Raw genomic sequence first — 22487 nt, forward strand, 5'->3', positions numbered from 1 at the left:
CTCGGCAAACGGCAATCGTTCAGGGCGATGGAAGGCGAGCGGATTTCTCAATTCTTCCACCCGATAAAACAATCGGTTCGGTTCCGGCCGCTAATGCGGTCAGGAGCTCTGGGCTAACCTGCTCGGATTTGTTTCGGACATGGGGCCAGTGGAGCCACGTTTCCTTCAACACCAGCGATAGCCGTAATGATAGATTGGCCGCTCCCCTGGCACTGATCGAGTGGCGAAGGACTTCAATATCGGCATAAACCGACGCCAGATTGGCGATTACCTCAATTGCCTCAATCTCCAAGGTGTGGATAGCTTCGGCGCCGATTTCGCTAAGCCTGGCCCTTAGCCGGTCCTTGGCCGCGCCGATCTGGAGCGAACGTTCTCGCATATCGTTCTCGATTTTTGTCCGGCTGGAATTTAACTGGTCGATTTGTGCTCGAAGTTTCGGTGTATCGGTTTCAATTTCGTCGAGTACGTCACCGGATCGCAGTGCACCGGTCAATCGCTCATCATGGCCCTGAGCCTCCCTGAGGCGGGTAATCTCGGCACGAAGATCGGATATCTTGGAATCCGCCCGTTCGATCGCTTCACGGTCATGGTCCTGAGTCGCCAACAGTTCGGCAATTTGTTCGCGCTCGGGCGACAGGTCAAAGTTGGCCAGCGCATGCTGGATTGCGCTGATATTCAGATTTTCGCTGGTCATTGGACTGCCCCTCTCGTTGATTGAATTTTAGCATGGATATCGTCCAAGCCGTGGTTGGCCGCTGGCGTGGTCGACGAATGCGATTGCGTTCGTCTTTCTTGAATTTCCGAATGAATATCCGACCAGCCGTGGTTTGCGGTTTTTGAGGACGGGTTCTGTCTCGCTGCCACAATCTCACGGAATTCAGATTGAGACAACGGGTAGAGGCTCAGATTTGCAATAATCTCAAACGCTGACATATCCGTGTTGGAGAGCAGAAATGCAGCGCCATATTCGTTTCCGGATACCTCAGGGCTGTCGAAAACGGCCATCATCCGGGAGCGCTCTTCGGCGCGAATATTGGCAGCCGTCTGTTTGGCCGCCGTTGGCCTTTTCACTGGGACGCGAGGGCTGGTCGATCGCTTGCTTTTTGGCCGGGGTCGGGAGGCCTCGCTGAATTGCTGCAAACGCTGCATCCGTGAACCGATTTCATTTTGTTCTGTCATGTTGATCCTTACATTCAGTTGGGAGAGCGACCGATGGCTTGGCAAAGGGCCAATGCCTGGTCGGGGGGAATTTTGGAGCGGGGGAAGGTTGCTCGATCATGTTCATTGGAAACCTCGGTTTGCTGCGAGTTCCCATTCGAAACTCTCATAAATTCGCGATGCTTGTTGCACGACAGCAGACCGCGATTCGGTTTCAATGATTTCGGTGAGCCATCGATCCCAATCCTCAACATCGAGGTCGCTCCGGCCGCCCTTGATGTCGCGTTCGAGCATTGCGAGGACTTGACCTGTACTTTGATGTTTTCGGGGTGGAGAAACTGGAACGTTCCACTTTCTTTGCTGAGCCATTGTTTGGCGCGATTTCAATCGCGCAGATTCATCTGAATCTAATTCCTCTGTTTCTACAGAATTTAATTCCCCGTTTAACGGAATATAATGCCCATTGGTTTCTGGCAGATTTGCGACGCTTTCAGATTTTTCGTCACCAACTATCTCATTGTTGGTTTCGTCAACAATCTGGATCACCTTTTGGCTTTTCTGGTCGGTTTCATTGTTGATTTCACCAACCATCTTGTTGTTGGTTTCATCAAGTATCTCGGGATAAAATACCCTCAAAGTGAACCTGCGTTTATCCATCAACTGAGGTTCCCGTGATATATACCCCGCCTTGATAAGCTTGGAGACGGACCGGCCAAAATTGGTATAATCACAGCCGGCAAGTTTAGTCAGAGTTCCATATGATGCATAGCAACCCGCGCCCTTGCCATTCACAAGTGACATCCCATCATGAAGGGAGATTACACCGAGTACGCGATGATCAAGCGCAGTGAGTGCTGGATCGGTCATTGCCCGTCTTGGCAAGCAATAGAATTTGCGGGGTTTCTTTTCCCCCTTAGGGTCCTTCTTTGCCATACCATCAGCCTGCCATCACCGGCTCGCACCCCAACCGGTCGATCAGGACCCAGCCGTTGTGTCTAGTCAGACCCTCGGCATATTGCCGGGCGATCTGATATAGCTCAAACGATCGATCTAACCGCTCTCCGACCGGCGCCGGCTGAACGGAGACGTTGACATCGAGGCCAAATGTATCTGCTTCCAAAACGACGATGTGCTTGCGCTTAGCCATGAGATATCTCCGCGCCATGTTCGATAGAGAGGCTGGCTGCGAAAATCGCGGCAGCCGTTCTGCCATCGAATAATCTATCCGGGGTGCCCTTCTCCGACGGCCAGAGACTGACCCTATATCGCCCATCACTTTCGATCCGGATCAATACTTTGCGAGCAATGGGGGGTGGGGACCAATCGGCCCGGCCGCTCCACGAAAGGAGGTTAAATTTCGCGCGATAAAGGCGGGAATTCCTCAGTTTTCCGGTTGTCATGAGAGTGCTCCCATTGACTGAGCTGCTGACAGTTTAAGTTTCACAGTGATCACGCCGCTCCACTCGTGGAAGAGCGCACTTTGCTTTCGATCCACTGGTCGATATCTTGCTGCCGATAAACGACCCTTTTTCCCAGTTTGGCGAATTTGGGACCCTCTCCGGTGACCCGCCATTTGGCCAAGCACGAGGGACGAACGCCAATTTGATCGGCAGTCGCATCTATATCGTTAATCTTCATTTCTGCACTCCATCATTCAAGATGGAATGAAATCTATCGAGGTAGCTGGAAGATAGCCTTCCCTCAAATTGCGCTGATATCCGCGCGTAATCTGCGACGCTTTAAAGCGCGTGCCATTGTATCGTCAGACGGAAGCGGTCCCAACACTTCTGGATCCCATGCGGCATGGACAAATTTAACAAATTTTGAGTGATAATTTTCGAGATTGGTGTTTTTGCTTGCCGTTGGATTGGTTTTTGTGACCATAGACCACAAATCAGCCATATCAAATATGAATATTTCGGTTGGCAGATGTGGTGCTTTAGGCGCTTTGGTATGATCGATTAAATGCTCGATGGAACCAAGATAATTCGCACCGAATTTTTGCAAGCCATTGCAAAGCATGTCGGGGTTGAAAGGATCGTTTAGGGACTCTTTTACTTTTGGTTCAATCGCTATCCAGACTTCGTTAGGAAGTATGCTCTCCAGAAACTGAAGGACAGTTTGAGCATGAAGAGCGGCAAGGGCAGAATTCCGTACATCGTTCAGCATGTTTTTGGGCTGCATCCGGGTATGTCTTAGCTTCTGCAGAGCTTCTGCCATTTGAACGGCGGCAGATTGTACCTTTGTCGCGCCCTCTTTGATTTCCGATGGTTTTTTGTAGCCCTTTACATTGGTATAGGCTGGTAGGATCATCGCTGAATAAACGCTTAAATAAATTTGATAAATATGTACTCTGATCTGCTTGTGTTGATGGCCAAGGCATTCCTCCGCGGCGTCGATATGCTCAGATTGGCTGCTGATCAATTCAACAAGATCATTCCGCGCTTCATCGTCCAACAGATACAGATTTGAACGTTCAACCGCTTCAGTTGCAGCTTGGTCGAAACCACTCATATCGGCCGCGCCTCGGGATCGACATACGCTTCGGCAAACAAATCAAAGAGAAAATCCTTATCTGCTTTGCCAAGGCGGTGCAGCAAACCTGATACGAGCCGCATGGCGCCGCGATGCTGCTCATCATTGAGGGGTTGGTAGCAGGGCTCCAAAGCAGATATTTTGGGCAAGTTATCGAATATCTCAGGCTCAGGAACCGACGAATATCTCCGGCCATCCGGTCCTATGGTGAGATCCCCGCCCAGCTGCTTAAACAGGGTACCTATCAGCAGCGCGATTTCTGGGGAATGCGGTAACTTGCCCGTTTTCGTTTGCATCAAATCCTCCCTCTTTTTGCCGCTCCAAAATCGATGACATCCGGATCAGCATTTGATTGCAATGTCCGGGACAAATGTGCTGCCCAGGCATCGAGGGCGGCTTGTTTCTCCATCTTCCAATCATGGCGCTGGTAGATTCCCTTCACTCCGGACATGGACCCGCTGACGTGATTGAGTATTGCCTCGGTCACTTCGAGCCGGATCCCCAATCTCTGCAGCCCTGTTGCCAGCGTACGGCGCAAATCGTGAAACCGCCATTTCGCGACCTCGCCACCAAGTTCCTTGATCGCGTCATCGATCGCCCGCTTCGCCTTGCTGAAGCCGGCAATCCTCGACTTGGTGCGACCTACCAAGACACAACCAGCGGCCGGCCACTTTTCCGCACCAATCAAATCATCGATGACACTTATCGCTGAGGCCGAAAGATGCACAATTTGAGGGACGCCGTTTTTCGTGCGCTCACCGGGAATTTCCCAAAGGGCCTGTCGACGAGATAATTCTGACCAGTTCATCCCGGCTATTTCGTCGCGCCGCTGTCCCGTGAGGATAGCCAGCCGGTATAACGCGCGGTACGACGCTGACAGCTTCTCGGCTGCCTGCCATACGAATGCGAGTTCCTGATCATCCAATACCCTGTCCCGGCTCTTGGCCTTGGGAGGCGGCTTCAATCCATCGGTGATATTTGGCGCAATGCTTTCGTTGTCAGCCCAAGCACAAAAAGCGCTGAGCGTGGCAAAAGCATTTCTGCGGGCAGCGATCGCGGCAGGGGGCATGCTGTCCCGTATGGCGTTCCAGTGTTCCCGCGTCACGAGCGGCAAGGGCAGTTTTCCGATCACCGGCAAAACGTGGCAATCCATGGCCGATTGATAGAATGCTCGGGTCCGATCTTTCAGTCTCGGGTTGCTTAGCCAAAGCGGCACAAGGTTTTCGACGATTTGCTTCGAGTGCAGCGCCTTGCGGCGGTCTGAGGTTTCTCTGGCAGCCTTGGCCGCTGCGACAGGATCGCCCCCGGACAAGACTTCCAGCCGCAACCGCTCGGCAAATTTGGCAGCCTGATCGGGGGTCAGTTCGCCGTGAGGTCCAATCGTTATACGCTTCGCCGGGCCCCCGCCTTTCGGTCGGTATTGGAACAAATATACCTTTTTGCCGCGAGGCGTAACCTTCAGGCCAAAGCCTTTGATGACGCTATCCCAAAGGAAAATGTCTTTCGCCCCTGGTCCAAGGGCATCGACCGTCCGCTTCGAGATTTTTCTGCTCACCATGATTTCTAGCAATCACATAGCAATCAGAAATTAGCAATCCATATCTAAGGCAGTCGATTGAAAGATATTATAATATAATGGAAAATAAGGATTACTTAAATTTCTCCCGAATTATCAGAGCTATATCCTAAAATTCCTAATCTGGGGGCCACAGGTTCGAATCCTGTCGGGCGCACCATTCTTCTTCCGGGGATTGCGAGGAGAGCCAGCGTTTCAAGGTCAGGCAAGGGCTACGATACTTGCCAGAATCAAGCGCACGAGATCGGCTTGGCCTCGCGTTCCTGTCTTTGCGTAAATTCGTTTGGAATAAAGTCGCGCTGTTTCGTGAGTGAGACCGAGGAGAGGCGCCGCCTCCCGGATCGTTATGCCGTGGCTGATATGCAATGCCAATCGGGCTTCCTGCAAGGTGAGGCCGAAAAGATTGGCAAGGTGCTGACTGCGCTCCGCACTGCTGGTTCGCTCGCCGTGGACGAAGGCAATGGCAACCGGCTTGATCGCACCGGGCAGGTCTGCCGGCGGGTTGGTGAGCAGCATGTCAAGCCATGGTTCATCTGACAAATGTACTGACCGGACAACACTTTCCCCTGCCTGTCGCATTTTCAGGAATTGACGCAAGATGCCCTGTGCATCGGCGCGCATGGCAATGAGCCGTCCGTCCGGCGACTTGCGCAAGGTTTGTGCTTCCAGGACCAGGGCTTCGGCCTGTTCGCTCATGTCAATGATGCGGCCGGACGCGTCGAGCATGAACCAGCCGAAATTCAGCCGCATGATTGCGTCAGCCGAAATCCCCGCCTTGAGCCGCTGCCGTTCCAGTTCGGCATGGGTGCCGGCGGCAATCGCCAGATGATTGGCAAGGGACCCCAGCAGGGCCCCGTCGCTTGCGGAAAAGTCGCTGGTTTTGCGCCCAAGCGATATCCAGATTTGTCCGCCATTGGGCTCGGCAACCCTCATGTTGCGGGCGAAACGAATCTCGGGGTCCTCCATGAACAGAGTCTTGAACCGGCTGTGCACGGGGTCGCTAGGGTCGATGAACTCGTCCAGAGAGTAGACCCGATTGAGCCGCATGGACCTGTGCGGAAGCGCCTGTGAGTTTCCAAACTCCTGCCGATAGATTTCATTTATGTCTGTCGAGTTGTCGTGGAGTGTGGGAATCCGCACGGATTGCAGCCAGTCATGGTCGCCCTGAAACAGAAGCCGGGCATAGTCGGCGGCGGTTCGTCGACGCAACTGTTCGAGAAAATCTTCCCAGGGCGGCGTACCGAGAGTGCCGCGATGCAGCGCGGCAACGAGATCATGATCTTCACTGTAGATAACGGCCATTCTCGCTTTATATCCCATTTGGGAACTACATGCCAGTCGAAAGCGACTATTGTGCCCTGAAACGATCAAGGATGGAATGACAAGTGACCCGTGTATTGACCCATTTGGAGCGGCTTGAGGCTGAAGCGATTCACATCATGCGAGAGGTAATGGCGGACGCTCAGAAACCGGTGATGATGTATAGCGTCGGTAAAGATAGCGCAGTGCTGCTGCATCTCGCAAAAAAGGCATTCTATCCTTCTCCACCGCCATTTCCGTTGCTCCATGTCGATACGACATGGAAATTCAAGGATATGTACGCACTTCGCGAAAAGGCTGCGCAAGATGCCGGGATGGAATTGATCGTACATCACAATGCAGAAGCACAGGAGCGCGGCATCAATCCGTTTGACCATGGGCCGTTGCATACCGATATGTGGAAGACCGAAGGGCTGAAGCAGGCCCTAGACCTGCACGGATTTGACGTGGCTTTCGGTGGCGCCCGGCGCGACGAGGAAAAAAGCCGGGCCAAGGAGCGTATCTTCTCCTTCCGGACCGCCAGCCATGGCTGGGACCCCAAAAACCAACGACCAGAGTTGTGGAATCTCTACAATGCCCGGAAAGCCAAAGGCGAAAGCATAAGAGTCTTCCCGATCAGCAACTGGACCGAACTGGATATCTGGCAATATATCATGGCGGAGAATATCGAAATCGTGCCGCTCTATTTCGCAGCGCCGCGTCCGACCTATATCCATGAGGGGGGATTGTTCATGGCGGACGATCTGGACCGGCTTGAAAAGGTCATGGGCAAGAAGCCTGAGATCACAACCCGCTCCGTTCGTTTCCGTACGCTGGGATGTTTCCCGTTGACCGGCGCGGTTGAAAGTTCAGCGTCGACTCTCTCCGAAGTTATCCAGGAAATGCTTCTGACCACAACCAGCGAGCGTCAGGGCCGGATCATTGACAAGGATGAAGGTGGCGCCGGCATGGAGAAAAAGAAGCAGGAGGGCTATTTCTGATGACCGAACAGAGCGGAAATGATCCGGTTTACAAAACCGATGCGCTGATCGCTGAAGATATTGACGCATATCTTGCTCAGCACCAGAACAAGGAACTGCTTCGTTTCATCACCTGTGGCAGCGTCGATGACGGCAAGAGCACGTTGATTGGCCGGCTGCTCTACGACAGCAAAATGATTTTCGAAGACCAGCTCACCGCGCTTGAGGCGGACAGCAAGAAATCGGGTACCCAAGGGCAGGAAATCGATTTTGCTTTGCTGGTCGACGGTCTTGCCGCCGAGCGCGAGCAGGGGATCACCATCGATGTCGCCTATCGGTTCTTTTCGACCGAAAAGCGCAAGTTCATTGTTGCCGATACACCTGGCCACGAACAATATACCCGTAATATGGTCACAGGTGCTTCAACCGCTGATGCCGCTGTAATTTTGGTTGATGCGCGCAAAGGCATATTGGTGCAGACACGGCGTCATTCCTATCTGGCTCACTTGCTTGGTATCAAGAATCTGATCCTGGCGGTGAACAAGATGGACCTTGTCGACTTTGATCAGGAAACGTTTGACTCGATCGTCAAGGAGTATGGTGAATTTGCTGCTGAAATCGGCATTGAAAACTTTACAGCAATTCCAATCTCCGGATTCAAGGGTGATAATATCACCGAGGCGCCGTCGGCAAACACTCCATGGTATGATGGCCCCGCGCTTATCTCTCATCTTGAAAATATCGAGATCACAGCGACGGTTGCGCAGGAAAAGCCATTCCGGATGGCGGTGCAATGGGTCAATCGCCCCAATCTTGATTTTCGCGGTTTCTCTGGGCTTGTTTCCGGCGGTGTCGTAAAACCGGGTGATCCGGTCCGTATCGTGCCGTCAGGTAAAAACAGCCGCGTAAACAGCATCGTAACCCTGGACGGCGAACTCGACGAAGCCGTGGCAGGGCAATCGGTTACGATCACTCTGGAGGACGAGGTGGACTGCTCGCGCGGCGATGTGATCGCCGCCGCCGGAGATCCGCCCGAAGTGTCCGACCAATTTGAATCGACGATCGTCTGGATGAGCGATGAAGCGCTGAAACCCGGTCGCGGTTACTGGCTGAAGCTGGCAACGCAGACGGTCAGCGCATCGGTGCAGGAACCCAAATATGAAATCAACATCAACACGATGGAGCATCTGGCGGCCAAAACCCTCGAGCTGAACGGTATTGGTGTTACCGAAATACACACTGACAAGCCGATTGTTTTTGAGGCTTATGCAGATAGCCGGCAGTTGGGCGGCTTCATTCTGGTCGATAAGATTACCAATGCGACCGTCGCGGCCGGCATGTTGCATTTCAGTCTGCGGCGGGCGGATAATGTCCACTGGCAACCTACTACGATCACGCGCGAAGAGCATGCGTCGCTGAAGAACCAGACCCCCCGAGTCTTATGGTTTACCGGCCTTTCCGGCTCGGGAAAATCCACGATTGCCAACGAGGTCGAAAAAAGCCTCAACCTGATGAACCGGCACACCTTCCTGCTCGACGGGGACAATGTTCGGCATGGATTGAACAAGGATCTCGGCTTTACCGAAGCAGACCGTATCGAAAATATCCGGCGCGTCGGCGAAGTCGCCAAATTGATGACCGACGCCGGGCTGATTGTGCTGACTGCCTTCATCAGTCCGTTCCGCGCGGAAAGACAAATGGTGCGTGAAATGTTGCCGGATGCCGAATTCATCGAGATTTTCGTGGATACGCCGCTCGAAGTTGCTGAGCAGCGCGATGTAAAAGGTCTGTACAAGAAGGCCCGTAGCGGGAAGCTGAAAAACTTCACAGGTATCGATAGTCCTTATGAATCTCCCGAAAATCCGGAAATCCGCGTTAATACTGTCGAAATGACACCGACAGAAGCTGCCGAATATATTGTTCGTCAGATCATGCCCCTAAAATGAGTAAAATTATGACCGACGCCGATCTTGCTGCCCATCTCGCTCATGTTGCCGGACGGATTCTGCTAGAAGTTCGCGAAAGTGGAATGTTTGAAGGCAAGGCGCTCGGCAAGGCCGGGGACCAGACTGCCAACGAGTTCCTTGTCCATGCCTTGCGTCAGCAGCGGCCTGAAGACGGCCTGCTGTCCGAGGAGAGCAAGGATACCGACGAACGGCTTGGCAAATCACGGGTCTGGATCATTGATCCGGTAGACGGCACGCGGGAATATGGAGAAGCACGCTCGGACTGGGCGGTCCATGTCGCGCTTGCTGTCGACGGTATTGCCTCGATCGGCGCCGTTGCCTTGCCGGGGCAAGATGGCGGCATCGTCCTGCGCAGCGATAAGGCTGCTCCACTTGACCCGCACGAAGGCAAACCGCGGCTGGTTGTAAGCCGTACCCGTCCGGCAGCAGAGGCAGTCTCGGTCGCAGAGCGATTGGGCGGCGAACTTCTGCCCATGGGGTCGGCCGGTGCCAAGGCGATGGCTGTGGTGCAGGGCGAGGCTGAAATCTATCTCCATTCCGGCGGGCAGTATGAGTGGGACAGTTGCGCACCTGTAGCAGTCGCGTCAGCCTTTGGCCTGCACTGTTCGCGGATCGACGGCTCTCCGCTGGTCTACAATCAAAAGGATACCTATATGCCGGACCTTCTGATCTGCAGAAAAGAATGGACCGAGGCTGTTTTCGACGCGCTGAAGGCCTGACCGATTTGACTGGAGAGGGCCTGTAACCAGTGCGTCCTTGAAGGGAGTTCAAGAGGCGCTTTCAGACCTGAGATTATCGGCAACGCTTCCGTCGATTCGACAGAAGCTGATTGTCGGCGAGCACTGTCGTTCGATAGTGTATATACTGACGGTCTGCTCGATGATTGGACAGATTGTCCCTCTTCCCAATCGCCTGCCTGTCTCCGCAAAGATCTTCTCCAGGGAGAGATTGTGGCGAATGCCGCAACCTGTGAGTTAGTTGCGTTACAACAGCCAAGCCAGTATGGAGAGACGGGATTAACGGGACGTAACCTTGGACGATATCGAGCCAGAGACATCGCGCGTAGCAAAATTGACGGCAAAACAACGGGAATGCCTGCACCTCGTGGTATTGCGAAAGTCATCCAAGGAAATTGCCCGGATTCTCGAAATCTCAAAGCCCGCGGTAGATCAACGACTGGTGAGCGCGCGACGGGTTCTCGGTGCGGCGACCCGGGATGAGGCCGCGCTGATATATGCCAGGGCCTCCGGCACCTATGATCGGATACTATATGATCCGGCGGGTGTTCCCTTCGATGACGATTCTGGTCCAGAAGCATCCCAAGACGAGCGATCAGGTTCATCCTTGCTCGAGGAAGTATCGATCCCTTACGAGATGGATGCTGAGCAGGATCTGAATGTCTGGCCGCAAATCTTGAAAGAGTCGGAAAGTAGCTGGGGAACCGCGCAGAGATTAGCCATTATAGTCATTCTGACTATCGGAATACTGGCGATTGTTTTGATCGGTTTGTCCGTTTCCCAATCTCTTTCCGATCTGTTGACAGCCTAGCCAACATCTGGGCTCTCACTATTTTGAACAGCACTAATCCGTGTTTTACGGAAAGGAATAGCTATGTCTTATCAAATCAAAATCGCATCCGATCAAATCAAGCAAGATATGCCCCATACTGAGGTTTCCATTGATCAGGCCCTGATTTCGGTGTCCAATCTTTTGGCCACGCTGGTGCAGGCACGGGTCGATGCCGGTGTTCCAGCTGCTACGGGCCAGATTGCTGTTCGAAGGCTTGCCAAGGCGCAGATGGCGCTTGTTGAAGCCAGCAGTGACGTCCTGCGTGTGCATGGTGAATTGCAGAAGGTTGGAAGAGAATTTGCAGGAATGGATTTGCACGAGACGTGCCCCGCTGTTCAAGGTTCTCTGACGCCCGGCAATTTGCGCCCTGTCGCCGTCTAATCGAACAGCGGTTGACTGAAATGCGAGAGAATGGTCCAGCTGGAATATGCGAACTCTCCTCTTCCTTGTCTTCCTCGGCGCGGTCTGCATTTATGCACTGTATCGAGGGGGAGGGCCTGAGCGTTGGGTTGCCTGTATCGTTATCGGGATGGTGCTATTGGATCCAGCCGTTCATATCTTCACGCCGCTGGAATATACCACGCTGGATCCCGGGCATCTCGTCATCGATCTGGCCGGTTGGCTCGGGCTACTTGCGATTGCGCTTCGTGCAAACCGGTTCTGGCCGTTATGCGTAGCGTCGCTTCAGACAATCGCCTTGGTGGCGCACGCTACCAGAATGCTGGATGTGACGATTCATCCAAAAGCCTATATGATCATGCAAGTAGCTTCTTCCTACCCGTTACTGGTCCTGCTGATGATCGGAACGATGTTTCACCGGAAGCGGCTGAAAGCCTTCGGAACCGACAGGTCCTGGCGAAACTGATCGGGATTGTTGAGCCGGATCAGGCTGTCACGCTTTCCGGCGCGCTACTGGAAGAATTCGGTTCAATTGGACGTTTGCTGGGTGAGTCCGAAGCCGCATTGAGCAGGGTTCTGGACAGCAATAAACACGTTATAAGGCTGCTCAAGGCGAGCGAGGATCTAATGATCGCTACATTGCGCAATGCGCTGCCGCGGAAGCTTGTTGCGGCGACGGATCAACGGCTGGTGACATATCTTCAAGCTCGTATGGGTTCCCGGTCCACGGAATTGATGCGCATATTGTTTCTGGATAGTTCGCACCATTTGCTTGGCGATCAGGAATTTGGCGAAGGTTCTCCGCGCCGGATATATGTTCAACCACGGACTATCCTCAAGCGCGCCCTGGAGCTCGATGCCAGCGGGCTCATTCTGGCTCACAATCACCCGGGCGGAAGCGTGTCGCCCAGCAGTTCGGATATAGAATTTACCATGTCCATCCGGTCTCTATGTCTGGAGCTGGATATATGTTTGCTCGATCATATCATTATTACGAGCAATGGTTGGAGCAGCTTTCGAAAGTTGAAAATAATATGAGCCTTCAGAGGAGGTGAAGCATATTGTGCTTGCTAAAATTGAGCTTTCGGTAATCCGCCCGCGAAGTGTGCGGGTATCGCGGCCCCGAATTTCGGGTGACCCGGTTTGGGCATGGGCTGAAAACCGATTTAGCAACCGCTGAAGATAGTCTCGTTGGTGTGCTGATCTGGGGGGCTACTCACCAAGGCCAATATGGTGGTCTAGTCAGGCTGCCCATGAAGCGATTTCGCGAGCTGACATCTCCAATTATTGTGGTGGCTGCTTAACCGCACGCGGTTATTGCCGTCAAAGTCTCCGAGTTTTGACAATATGTCAGAACGGAAGGAGCTGCTCGCAATCGTAAAATTTTCAGGATCACCTGCGATAACCCGGCCACTCAGGTTCATATTGCTGATAGGGTGCGCAATGATTGTGAGCGCCTACGGACTAGATGGTCAGGGGCAAGCTAGCGACACGGCGCGCGCGGGGGCAACAGCGGTGGGAAATGCCGAAGCCGTCATAGTTCATCCCCTCGAACTCCGGAGCAATGGAGCAATTGTGCTGGATATGTTGCAGATATCAAATCATGTGCAGATTGACAGGCAAGATTGTGACGCCGAGCTGGAACGGCTCGTATCAGAATGCACTTTTCTGATTTATGAATTGCAATGACGATATCGGGATATGGGCCAGGTTCCGGGGGAAAGCTGGAATTTGGCACTTTTTCCCACGCTCAATCTGGCGAGGATTGCGGCAGCTCTTCCGTTTCGGTCTCTTCCAACGCATTAATAGCTGCGTCGATTTTTATCGCTGGAATTGGCAGATCGTTCTCGTCGAGAAAATTCAATATTCCCTGGAGTTTTTCGATAAGCTTGTGCACCTCCATATTCCTGTAGTTCAGGTCGCGCGACATTGATCGATTTGAATGCTCACATGCGACATCATATCTCCAGTTTCACTTGATAAATCTGGATCTTGCTGGCCGACTGATTGCAGTCATTCATTGAAGCAGGGGCCGAAATCTCAATTGGGTAGGACGAAAGATCATCCTACCCAAGTCGAGAGCGCATACCAGGTGCACTACGTTCTCCAAGGTCGACGCCTGCGGGGGCAAATCGACCGAGGAGGAGAAAATTCAATTTCTCCTGTCGATATCTATCCTGACCAGAGCGCCGTTTATCAATCTATATCCTTCTCGATTTGGCGAGATACGGGACTATTATATCCAAAGTGGGGAAATTATGGTGCCCCCGCCTCCGATCCATGGTCAGAGTATAAGGTTGAAGTGATTGATTAGCGGAGCAGAATAGACAACGTCCCGGTTGAGTGGCTGACTATCTATGTTGTTCTTGGCCGGACATGATTTTGTTTCAACGGTGAGCTCATGTGGATACTATGGCCGAATTTACTGCATCGGTGGATATTTCCAACGTCTATTGGTCTGATGGCAGCAAATAATTCCCTGTCAGGGTTATCCAGAAAGAAGATGATCGGTAAGGCGCTTCCTGATTGATCGAGAGCTGCGGTCCTTGACCCCAAATCTGTCGATAGACCTTAATTTTATCCTAACGCGCCGTAAACGACTGTGAAAGACGTCGAATACGCCGCCCGTTTTGCACGCGGTGTTCCTCGGGCTATTTTTTGAGGCAGCCAGGATCGAATGAGATGAAGTCAACTGAAAGCTATTCGGCCATGATCAAACGACTGGACCGTGCGGGGGTGAAACAGCAATTACCCAATGGCGGTGCGGACAGGAAAATTGCGGATGAGCCATTGGCTAGAGGAGTGAACCCGGCGGCTTACACCAGCCCATCGGGAGGAGCCTCAACATTTGATTCCGGGAAAGTCGCCAATATCCGGTTGCAGATCGGGTTCGGTATATATCATATCGATTTGGAGAGACTTGCGGAAAAATTGCTCGGCGCAAACATTTTCTGACCCTATCCGGAAAGCCTTTCGCAAGCTGGCTCAAGTCTGGAATGGCCGTAATTTCTGTCGTCTGGTTCAGGCCTTGACCGCTAGGTCATCTTGAAGGCGTCCATATCTCGAGAATAGATCGCAATGGATGTCCGGCTGATGGTCGAGCCAAATCGATTTATTGGCCAATCAAACGTCATGGAGAGATAGTTCACTCAAAACTAATTAGCCCGACCTCCCGAATTTTCAAGAATTGGCACGATGATTGCTTCGCTCTTCGTCAGGAGGTTTGAGCAAGATATGTCATATTTTTCGTCTATCATGAATTACGGACAGCGTGGTCCTGCGTTCGATATTCCTGCCAAGAAGCACATTGCGTCTGCGGCAAAGCAGGCTGTCCTGCCGTCTATATTGATATTTTTGCTGATCTTGATGACGGCGCCTGCGCTGCTGCACACAGCAATTCTTTCGGGCGTCGCTTTTGCCTTCACTTTTGCCTTTCAGCATCTCCGCGAAGCTCGAACCGGGGAACTCTTGGCACCGCAGACAAGCAGAAATCACGCGGTGCCAATCGAGCGGCCAAATACCGTTCAACACTTGGGGTTCACGGTCAATATCGGATACGGCCTGTTTTCGTTGGTCGAAGACCGCAAGGGAGCGCCGCTGATAAGCCGGGTCGCCGTACTGCGGCATCAGATCTCCCGGAAACTGGGATTTTCTCTCCCTCATATTCCGATCAAGGTCGACCTGTCGCTCGAGCCCAACAGCTATCGCATATTATTGCACAGGATGGTGCTGGGTGAGGGTGCTGCCTGGGCCGACGAAATTCTTGCGATCGACGACGGCGATGTAGAATCGTTGATCAAAGGCCGGCCTTGTATGGACCCGACATTCGGGATGAATGCGGTCTGGATGCCAGCGAGAAAACGGACTTTGGCCGTTGCCAAGGGCTATCTCGTGGCAGATGCGGCCACCGTGATTGCAACGCATCTCCATGATGTCGCGCAGCGCAATGCAGCAAAGATATTTGGTGCCAGAGAAGCGCAACAACTGTTTGATCTGCATCAGCAATCATCGCCAGGACTGGCGGATAGTCTCACCCGGAAATTGCTGTCGCTGGAGCAAATTACGGTCATTTGCCGACATCTTCTTGCTGAAAATATCTCGGTCAAAGATTTCGGCAGAATATCCAGGGCGATGATACGGGCATGTGAGGTGCACAGCGATGTTGCCGATATTGCCGAAGCGGTGCGGGCGGATATTGGAGATCTGATTGTCCGGGAGATCGTGCCGAGCGGACTCCCGCTTCCTGTTATCACACTGGACGCCTCGCTTGATAGCATGCTCGTCAAAGCGCTGAAAGCGAGTGAGGGAGCCGGCAATCCCTTCGCCCCCCGAATGGCTCGAGACATGATTCACGCGGTCAATATCGCCATACAATCCCTGCCACCTGGGATCCGCATTGTTGCGTTGATCTGCTCGCCGGCGGTGCGGAAGCCGCTAAGCGATTTGCTGAATCAGAGGTTTCCGAATCTCTCGATTCTCTCTGATTCAGAGTTGCCGCGCAGCAAGCCAGTCGAGCTGTTTGCGACAGTCGGTGGACCGTCATCCAGTCAGACAATGGCTGCCACAAATGCAACCTGAAATAACTGTCCATCCGGGAACATGATATGCTGAAAACAAGAAACCGGGCGTTGCAATCCTATGGGGCAATGCAAATAGACGAGAATAGTCTGATCAGGGAGAATCAGTCGCTGGTTACGAAAATTGCCTGGCAGGTAAAATCATTGGCACCCGATCAGATGGAGATCGAAGATCTGATACAGGTCGGGCTTGTAGCAATGGTAGAGGCTGCAAAAAAATATGTAGATCAAGGGCATAGCTTTAGTACCTATCTGTATGTCCGTGTCCGTGGCGCGATGATCGATAGTCTGAGGTCGACCTGCAATTTGCGCAGAACATCGGTTGACTGGCACAAAAAAGTCCGGCGCTGCCGAGCGCAACTTTTACACGAACTCGGGTGTGAGCCCACAGATTCCCAATTGGCCCGGGCATTGAACATGGATCCGGCCGATTACCGGAAAACCACAGACCGGGCGATCGCAGTCCATGTTGGATCGCTCGACGAAATCTATTGCGATTCAAGCAGCTGGTTTGCCGACGAAGGGGAGGATCAACATGAGAAGCTGGAAAAATCTCAATTGGCGGCATTACTGGCGTCAAAACTGAAGCAGTTAAACGAACGCGAACAGCTAGTTCTCAACTGCTATTTCGTCGAAGAACTGCAGCTTGAAGAGATCGGAGCGATCCTCGATGTGTCAGCAGTACGTATATGTCAGATCAAGAAGCGCGCATTGGAGAAGCTACAGGCCGCAATGACAGCAGCTTGAAAGGACTGTGGTCCGGGTGAGCAGGCATTATCACCTATCCCGGGCCAGGATATGTCGGTTAACCGACAGCCAAAAGCGAGAATGTCGGTTTTCCGACGAACATGACGCAATTCCGACGCCGATCTCGATAACTATCGGCTGATTTTCCCCTTGCTCAAATTGGCATGGCTCTTGCGAAGTAAATCTCGAGCACAGAATTTCGGTTCTGGTGTTCGACCTGCAATATGGAAAGATGGCAATGATCAACAGACAACTGGAATCTAGTCTGGTCACTGGGTTCCAGAAATTTGCTGATTTGCCGGCTGGCTGCGAGATTCGGTCACGCCATCAATGCTCGCCTTCTGCCAAGTCATTATCCCCCGATACTGACACGGCAGAAGGCGGGTTTGATGCTGTTACCGACTTTTGATGGTCGCAATGACCGCTCGACCCACATTTTCCCGTCACCCCATGCCTGACGATTGTAAAATTCATGCTGCCGCGCGGGCAGGGAACCGGGATCATTTCGCGTCGATTGGTTCTCCTTGCAGGGGGGCGAATACAGCCTGTATCGCCGCAATATCGATATATTCAAGTTGCCCGAACGCCCCGCGCGGCGAGGCCAGTGAAATGAGGTCGGGGACGTAGCAGATTTCTTTGTCTCGCTAGCTAGCTTGACGCATCAAAGTCCCGGGGCCGTTGTCTTGCGAGAAACTCAAATGACTGATGCTTAATCCGGACCCCTACTCGCCGTACATTATCCTGAGGATGTTTATATGTCTGGAAAATCGACAAATGAGTCCCGGTTGGCGTTCACGGTTGAGGGATCAATTTGCTGTGATCGCCCGTCGTTAGATTCTCGCGGCTCAAGCCGGTTGAAGGCAATAGTGGACCAGCACTTTTTCGTATTTGACCGCGAAGAAAATTGATCTGGAAAGCCACCGATTATGACGATTCCCTGTCGCAGCCGCCAAGTCTCTGATCTTGCAAAACATGTGAAGACAAACAGGTCTTTAACATCGGATCCCCGTGCTGTGGTCGGGGCTTTGCTGGAAGAACTCGCTCACACGCTGGGCTTGATCACCGACAGCGCCCGTCGTGGCGAAGATTTGCTTGTTTCTCAGTATCAGGAAAACGCCAGCAAGATCCTGGGCGGGCTGGACAGGGAACTGGAATTCGATTTGGCCGGCGATCTGTCAGAAACCTTGCGCATCCTGTACAACGAGGCGGCAAAACGCATTCGAATGGAAGATATGGAAGCATGTATCGAACGTATTGAATCTGCCCGTGAAATGATCCGGGAGATTGAAAAAGCCTGGGCCGGGATCGTCGCGTTCAATTGACTATGTGTGGAACGGGCTAAACCGCAATATAGCAGTCATCCGGCTCTTCTGATCGCTGGTGGATTCTATGTTTGCGCATCTTGTCGATCAGCGTTGTCCTCTTGATATTGATGGAACGGGCAGCTTGCGAAACGACGCCGTTCGATCCGTCCAGCGCTGCCATTATTATTCGGCGTTCTTCATGCTGAAGATGGACATTCAGGTCCCGGACAAGTTGGTCATCGGCTGCAGTGAGCGGGGCGGGAGCGGTGCCATGACAGGAGCCGAATTGCCTATCTTCCTTGTCGCCAATCTGGCTCAATGGCTTGACATTGATATCGGAAATGGCCGGAACGCCATCGCATTGTATCAGCTTGGCGATGTCTTCGACAAAAACCTGCTCTCCGGAAAAGAAGACACAGGCCCGTTCAATGACATTGCGCAGTTCGCGCACATTGCCTGGCCAGTCATATTGCTGCATCGCCGCAAACGCTTCCGCGGTAAAAAACGGCAGAGGACGGCCATCTTCACCACCTTTTAGAAAATGCGCAACCAGAGCGGGAATGTCTTCTGAACGTTCCTTGAGCGCGGGCACTTCGATCGGCACGACGCAAAGCCGATAGAAGAGATCTTCGCGGAAAGTCTTGTTGGAAATGCACTCCGAGAGATTTTTGTGCGTTGCTGTGATTACCCTGATGTCGATTGCGATGCCGCGTTTGCCACCTATCCGGTTGACGACGCGGGTTTCCAGCACACGCAGTAGTTTTACCTGCATATCGATGGGCATATCGCCGATTTCGTCAAGGAAGATCGTGCCGCCGCTGGCCTGTTCGAAAAGCCCGACGTGACGGCTCACTGCGCCTGTAAAACTGCCCTTTTCATGGCCAAAAAGTTCCGATTCAATCAATTGATCGGGTAAAGCGCCACAATTCACGGCAATATTGGGCGCATTTTGCCGGTTTGAAATGGCGTGGATGGCTTCCGCCACAACTTCCTTGCCGCTGCCCGACGGTCCGGTGATCATGATTGAGCTGTTGCAACGACCGGCGAATTTGACGATCGATCGCAGCTGTCGCATTTGCGGACTGTCGCCGATAAGCTTTGCAGCCAGCAATTCTTCTAATTGTGAATCGGTCATTGAACTACCCAGATAACAATACGCATATCTCTCCGAATCTTCGGAGAAGGATGGTTCGAAGATCCCGCAATCGTCGAACCGTCACCTGGTAAGGTCCGGAATGGACAAGGATCGTTAAATATCGGTTAATGGGCTATTGAAGAATGAAAGCTGCTCGTATCGAGTCCGGCCTATATCGACAGCCGATCAAGCCGGGATGCGATGATCGGGGATGAGGCCCCGGGTTGGGACATTCGGCGATGGCCCGGTCAATGATCAGAGGGGCGCGCTGAACAAAAGCCTTTCTATCTTGGTCCGGCAGTTTTGCGATACTGCAACGAAGACCATGCGATGATCGGCCGGATTGGACGATTTCTGGAGTAGACCCTGTTCCACCATGACGTTGATATAGCGCATGGCCGTGGTCATCGGGATGCCCGAGCTATGAGCGATTGCCGACACAGTCACCTGCTGATCCTTGAGACCACAGAGAAAAATGTCGAGACACATGTTCCAGCAAGAGTCTGTAAACAGCCCGTTTCCGGCGTCCAGTGTGCCGGACTTTAACCGCCCCCACTCCAGAAATTTCTCGGCCCGTTCGATCAGGTCAATGCTGTCCGGCTTGTCGTCCTTGATGCCGGTCTCTTGGCCAGAGAGATTGCGGGAATCTGCAATTTTTCTTTCCAGCCTATCAAGGTTTTCGTTCGCCTGTCTCAAAGTCAAGCGAAGCTCAGCCAATTCAGCTTCAACACTATTCATTGCTACTACGCTGCAATATCGGAGTCCTCCAGTCTTGACCATCTACCGAAAGAACATGCCTTTTCGTTCTGTCTTTGATTGCCGTTGCAATTTAATAGCCTAGCAACTTAGCGAATGCATCGAAAGAGGTGATGTGACCTCCCGATCTATCCGTGCTGCAGTCACATCTTGAACTTGGCCAGCTAGCCGGCGGCACTGAATCAATATAATAGCGGTCGCGGTTTCCGAGCCGGTTTTCAATTCCATCGGGTAATGGCAATACCGGGCTTGCGGCCGAAAAATGGCGGCCACATTGAGTTACACGAGCGCCGGCCTGGCTTGATGAAACTCGGCGGGCCTTCGTGTCGCAGGATTGCAAACGGCAGTCGATAACTCCCTAGCCGTCCACTTTTCATCACGTGCCGGGACCGTTTCGATATTTTCACAAAATGACTCTTATTATTCTGCGGCATTCACCGTCTTCAGTATCATGATGTGGAAACCTGGTAATGATAATCGGAATGAGGAGCGCCTGCAGTTCGAGGCGGAGGCCGCGCGTCAGTTCGCTCTGGAGCGCTATGACGTTCTGGATACGCCGGAAGAGGCCCGTTTCGATCATATAACGATGGCAATAAAGCAGGCCCTGAAAGTTCCTTTTGCCGGGATATCGTTCATGGATGGAGAACGGCTGTGGTTCAAATCCAAATCCGGATTGAAGACAACAGAGTTTCCGCGAGATATTTCCTTTTGCGGCTTCTCTATAGCACAACAGGCGCCGACGATTGTGCAAGACACGCTGAAGGACGAGCGGTTCAAGAACAATCCTGCGGTCGTTGGCAGTCCTTTTTTGCGAAGCTATATTGGCGTGCCGCTGATCACGCCGGACGGCCATAATATCGGAACGCTCTGTGCTGCCGATATTACGGCCCGGCAATTCAGCGACGATAAGGTCGACCGGATGAAGCAACTCGCCGAGTTGGTCATTCACGAACTTGAATTGCGCCAGCAGTCGACAAGGGATCGGCTCACCGGCGCGTTGTCGCGCAGCGGTTTTGCGGTAGAAGTGCGGAAAGCCATGTCCCTGTACGAACGGCAGGGGATCAAGAGTACGATCGTGCTTTTTGACGTGGATCTTTATAAAATGGTCAGCTCAAGTCTCGAGCGTGCGTCCGGAAATGCGTTGCTAAGATCCATCATTCAGACTCTGATCCAGCGGCTGCGCCAGTCGGATTATATCGGTCGCCTTGGCGGAACGCAGTTTGCCGTGCTTTTGACATGCACAATCGGAGAGGAAGCACGTCAGGCCATGGAAACGGTGCAAAGTGAATGGGAGCAGGCCAATAGCGAGATATTTTTCGATGTAGCTTTCTGTGATATTTCGCCAGCCATGGAGGGGTGGGAAGACTGGATCGAGCAGGCGAGCACGAAGCTGCGCGCCGTAAAAGAGGCGGGGCGAAAAGACTTCCGCCACGAACCCGCCAGGCGCCTAAAAACGGCCGGCCGTGTCGGTTGACAGGGTAAGAGCCGGGCAGGGGATGCCTGCTCACAAAGCAACCGTGTCTTATTTTCTGATCATCCGTTCATACAGGTTCGATACCCGGACGACAGTTCGGTTGCCAATTCCATCGCAGCGTGCCAATTTGTGATAGAGAGGCACTGGCTAACAAAGGAAAAGACCATGGCAACCGCAATCCCGAAGCAAGAATCTGCGATGGGCGTTGGACCGGGGTTTGCGATCCCCGATCCGCACGATATCCCGAGTGTGAAAGGCAAGGTGTCCGAGGTCGAATGGCAATTGCGTTGCGATCTTGCGGCGACCTACCGTCTCTGCGCGATGCACGCCTGGACCGATCTTGTGTTTACCCATATTTCCGCGCGCCTGCCTGATGAGGATGGCGAGGAGCGGTTTCTGATCAATCCCTATGGCGTGCTGTTTGACGAAATGACGGCGTCGGCCTTGGTCAAGATCGACCTCGAGGGCAATATCAAGCAGGACACGCCCTATTTCATCAATCCTGCCGGTTTCACCATCCATAGCGCAGTGCACAGCGCCCGCGAAGACGCCGGATGCGTTATTCATGTGCATACGCCCTATGGCATTGCGGTGTCCGTCCAGAAGGCCGGATTGCGCCGCTACACGCAATTTGCCATGCAGGTGCATGATGACCTTGCCTATCATGACTATGAAGGCATCGCCCTCGACCTCGACGAGCGGGAGCGGCTGATCAACGATCTGGACGAGAAGAACCTGCTCATTCTGCGCAACCACGGGACTTTAACCGTCGGCGAGAATTGCGCGATTGCCTTCTTGCGCATGTATATTCTCGAAAATGCCTGCAAAACGCAGATATTGGCGCAGTCGGTTGGCGGCGAAGAGCATCTGCATGAAGACAGTGAAGACATGGGGCGCCGGGTTTTCCAGCAGGCCTCTCCTGCGTTCCAACGCGGTCTGGGAGATAATCTGGTCTGGCCGGGACTGATGCGCAAGCTCAAGCGAACCAACCCCGGGCACGACCACTAGGTC

At 53.0% G+C, this 22487-nt stretch carries 24 protein-coding genes; 12 read left to right on the plus strand and 12 right to left on the minus strand.

What is annotated here, in order from left to right; genetic code table 11:
- Positions 1-19: 19 nt before the first annotated feature.
- From SPHFLASMR4Y_RS01025 to SPHFLASMR4Y_RS01065, 9 genes are all read right to left on the minus strand, one after another.
- Positions 20-694: a hypothetical protein gene (locus tag SPHFLASMR4Y_RS01025; protein ID WP_089131904.1), complete on the minus strand. Its 675-nt coding sequence runs from the start codon at positions 692-694 to the stop codon at positions 20-22.
- On the minus strand, positions 691-1179 hold the full coding sequence (locus tag SPHFLASMR4Y_RS01030; protein WP_145955422.1) for a hypothetical protein: 489 nt from the start codon (positions 1177-1179) through the stop codon (positions 691-693). The genes SPHFLASMR4Y_RS01025 and SPHFLASMR4Y_RS01030 overlap by 4 nt, the downstream gene beginning before the upstream one ends.
- A gap of 102 nt (positions 1180-1281) precedes the next feature.
- Positions 1282-2025 (minus strand): MarR family transcriptional regulator, encoded by a 744-nt coding sequence (locus SPHFLASMR4Y_RS16810; protein WP_145955423.1) that lies wholly within the window; start codon positions 2023-2025, stop codon positions 1282-1284.
- A gap of 70 nt (positions 2026-2095) precedes the next feature.
- Positions 2096-2305, minus strand: coding sequence for a hypothetical protein (locus SPHFLASMR4Y_RS01040; protein WP_145955424.1), 210 nt, complete (start codon positions 2303-2305; stop codon positions 2096-2098).
- Positions 2306-2607: 302 nt separating this feature from the next.
- Complete coding sequence (locus SPHFLASMR4Y_RS17445) at positions 2608-2796, minus strand: helix-turn-helix transcriptional regulator (protein ID WP_089131908.1); 189 nt, start codon at positions 2794-2796, stop codon at positions 2608-2610.
- Positions 2797-2859: 63 nt separating this feature from the next.
- Entirely contained in the window at positions 2860-3672 is an 813-nt protein-coding gene (locus tag SPHFLASMR4Y_RS01050; protein ID WP_089131909.1) for a hypothetical protein, read from the minus strand.
- On the minus strand, positions 3669-3989 hold the full coding sequence (locus SPHFLASMR4Y_RS01055) for a hypothetical protein (protein ID WP_089131910.1): 321 nt from the start codon (positions 3987-3989) through the stop codon (positions 3669-3671). The genes SPHFLASMR4Y_RS01050 and SPHFLASMR4Y_RS01055 overlap by 4 nt, the downstream gene beginning before the upstream one ends.
- Positions 3989-5251: a tyrosine-type recombinase/integrase gene (locus SPHFLASMR4Y_RS01060; protein ID WP_089131911.1), complete on the minus strand. Its 1263-nt coding sequence runs from the start codon at positions 5249-5251 to the stop codon at positions 3989-3991. Before SPHFLASMR4Y_RS01060 ends, SPHFLASMR4Y_RS01055 begins: the two co-directional genes overlap by 1 nt.
- Positions 5252-5470: 219 nt before the next feature.
- A complete protein-coding gene (locus SPHFLASMR4Y_RS01065) occupies positions 5471-6571 on the minus strand; it encodes a helix-turn-helix transcriptional regulator (RefSeq protein WP_089131912.1) in 1101 nt (366 codons plus the stop codon).
- A 137-nt stretch (positions 6572-6708) separates the two neighbouring features.
- Between SPHFLASMR4Y_RS01065 and cysD the strand changes: the two genes are divergently transcribed.
- The 6 genes from cysD to SPHFLASMR4Y_RS01095 all read left to right on the plus strand — a co-directional run bounded on the left by cysD (position 6709) and on the right by SPHFLASMR4Y_RS01095 (position 12521).
- Positions 6709-7569 carry a sulfate adenylyltransferase subunit CysD gene (gene cysD, locus SPHFLASMR4Y_RS01070; RefSeq protein ID WP_236554152.1) on the plus strand — a complete coding sequence of 287 codons (861 nt, stop codon included), beginning with the start codon at positions 6709-6711 and terminating at the stop codon, positions 7567-7569.
- Positions 7569-9494: a sulfate adenylyltransferase subunit CysN gene (cysN, locus tag SPHFLASMR4Y_RS01075; protein ID WP_089131914.1), complete on the plus strand. Its 1926-nt coding sequence runs from the start codon at positions 7569-7571 to the stop codon at positions 9492-9494. Before cysD ends, cysN begins: the two co-directional genes overlap by 1 nt.
- An 8-nt stretch (positions 9495-9502) precedes the next feature.
- Positions 9503-10234, plus strand: coding sequence for a 3'(2'),5'-bisphosphate nucleotidase CysQ (locus tag SPHFLASMR4Y_RS01080; protein WP_313906754.1), 732 nt, complete (start codon positions 9503-9505; stop codon positions 10232-10234).
- A 313-nt stretch (positions 10235-10547) separates the two neighbouring features.
- Entirely contained in the window at positions 10548-11063 is a 516-nt protein-coding gene (locus SPHFLASMR4Y_RS01085; protein WP_089131916.1) for a helix-turn-helix transcriptional regulator, read from the plus strand.
- Positions 11064-11126: 63 nt separating this feature from the next.
- Positions 11127-11465, plus strand: coding sequence for a hypothetical protein (locus SPHFLASMR4Y_RS01090; RefSeq protein ID WP_089131917.1), 339 nt, complete (start codon positions 11127-11129; stop codon positions 11463-11465).
- 288 nt (positions 11466-11753) lie between these two features.
- On the plus strand, positions 11754-12521 hold the full coding sequence (locus tag SPHFLASMR4Y_RS01095) for a JAB domain-containing protein (RefSeq protein WP_089131918.1): 768 nt from the start codon (positions 11754-11756) through the stop codon (positions 12519-12521).
- Positions 12522-13233: 712 nt separating this feature from the next.
- On the opposite strand, the gene SPHFLASMR4Y_RS16980 is transcribed toward SPHFLASMR4Y_RS01095, so the two are convergent.
- A complete protein-coding gene (locus tag SPHFLASMR4Y_RS16980; RefSeq protein WP_186266004.1) occupies positions 13234-13380 on the minus strand; it encodes a hypothetical protein in 147 nt (48 codons plus the stop codon).
- A gap of 785 nt (positions 13381-14165) precedes the next feature.
- Between SPHFLASMR4Y_RS16980 and SPHFLASMR4Y_RS01110 the strand changes: the two genes are divergently transcribed.
- The 4 genes from SPHFLASMR4Y_RS01110 to fliS all read left to right on the plus strand — a co-directional run bounded on the left by SPHFLASMR4Y_RS01110 (position 14166) and on the right by fliS (position 18129).
- Positions 14166-14438, plus strand: a complete 273-nt coding sequence (locus SPHFLASMR4Y_RS01110) for a flagellar biosynthesis anti-sigma factor FlgM (protein WP_089131921.1) — start codon at positions 14166-14168, stop codon at positions 14436-14438.
- Positions 14439-14678: 240 nt separating this feature from the next.
- Positions 14679-16061 carry an FHIPEP family type III secretion protein gene (locus SPHFLASMR4Y_RS01115; protein WP_089131922.1) on the plus strand — a complete coding sequence of 461 codons (1383 nt, stop codon included), beginning with the start codon at positions 14679-14681 and terminating at the stop codon, positions 16059-16061.
- Between the two features lie 26 nt (positions 16062-16087).
- Positions 16088-16807, plus strand: coding sequence for a sigma-70 family RNA polymerase sigma factor (locus SPHFLASMR4Y_RS01120; RefSeq protein WP_089131923.1), 720 nt, complete (start codon positions 16088-16090; stop codon positions 16805-16807).
- Between the two features lie 926 nt (positions 16808-17733).
- Positions 17734-18129 (plus strand): flagellar export chaperone FliS, encoded by a 396-nt coding sequence (gene fliS, locus SPHFLASMR4Y_RS01125; RefSeq protein ID WP_089131924.1) that lies wholly within the window; start codon positions 17734-17736, stop codon positions 18127-18129.
- 16 nt (positions 18130-18145) lie between these two features.
- On the opposite strand, the gene SPHFLASMR4Y_RS01130 is transcribed toward fliS, so the two are convergent.
- Positions 18146-19246, minus strand: coding sequence for a sigma-54 interaction domain-containing protein (locus tag SPHFLASMR4Y_RS01130; RefSeq protein WP_089131925.1), 1101 nt, complete (start codon positions 19244-19246; stop codon positions 18146-18148).
- 255 nt (positions 19247-19501) lie between these two features.
- Positions 19502-19984 carry a MarR family transcriptional regulator gene (locus SPHFLASMR4Y_RS01135; protein WP_186266005.1) on the minus strand — a complete coding sequence of 161 codons (483 nt, stop codon included), beginning with the start codon at positions 19982-19984 and terminating at the stop codon, positions 19502-19504.
- Positions 19985-20336: 352 nt separating this feature from the next.
- Between SPHFLASMR4Y_RS01135 and SPHFLASMR4Y_RS01140 the strand changes: the two genes are divergently transcribed.
- Positions 20337-21476: a sensor domain-containing diguanylate cyclase gene (locus tag SPHFLASMR4Y_RS01140; protein ID WP_145955425.1), complete on the plus strand. Its 1140-nt coding sequence runs from the start codon at positions 20337-20339 to the stop codon at positions 21474-21476.
- 165 nt (positions 21477-21641) lie between these two features.
- Positions 21642-22484, plus strand: a complete 843-nt coding sequence (locus SPHFLASMR4Y_RS01145) for a class II aldolase/adducin family protein (RefSeq protein ID WP_089131928.1) — start codon at positions 21642-21644, stop codon at positions 22482-22484.
- Positions 22485-22487: the final 3 nt, after the last annotated feature.

This window comes from Sphingorhabdus sp. SMR4y (genome assembly GCF_002218195.1).
Lineage (GTDB): Bacteria > Pseudomonadota > Alphaproteobacteria > Sphingomonadales > Sphingomonadaceae > Parasphingorhabdus.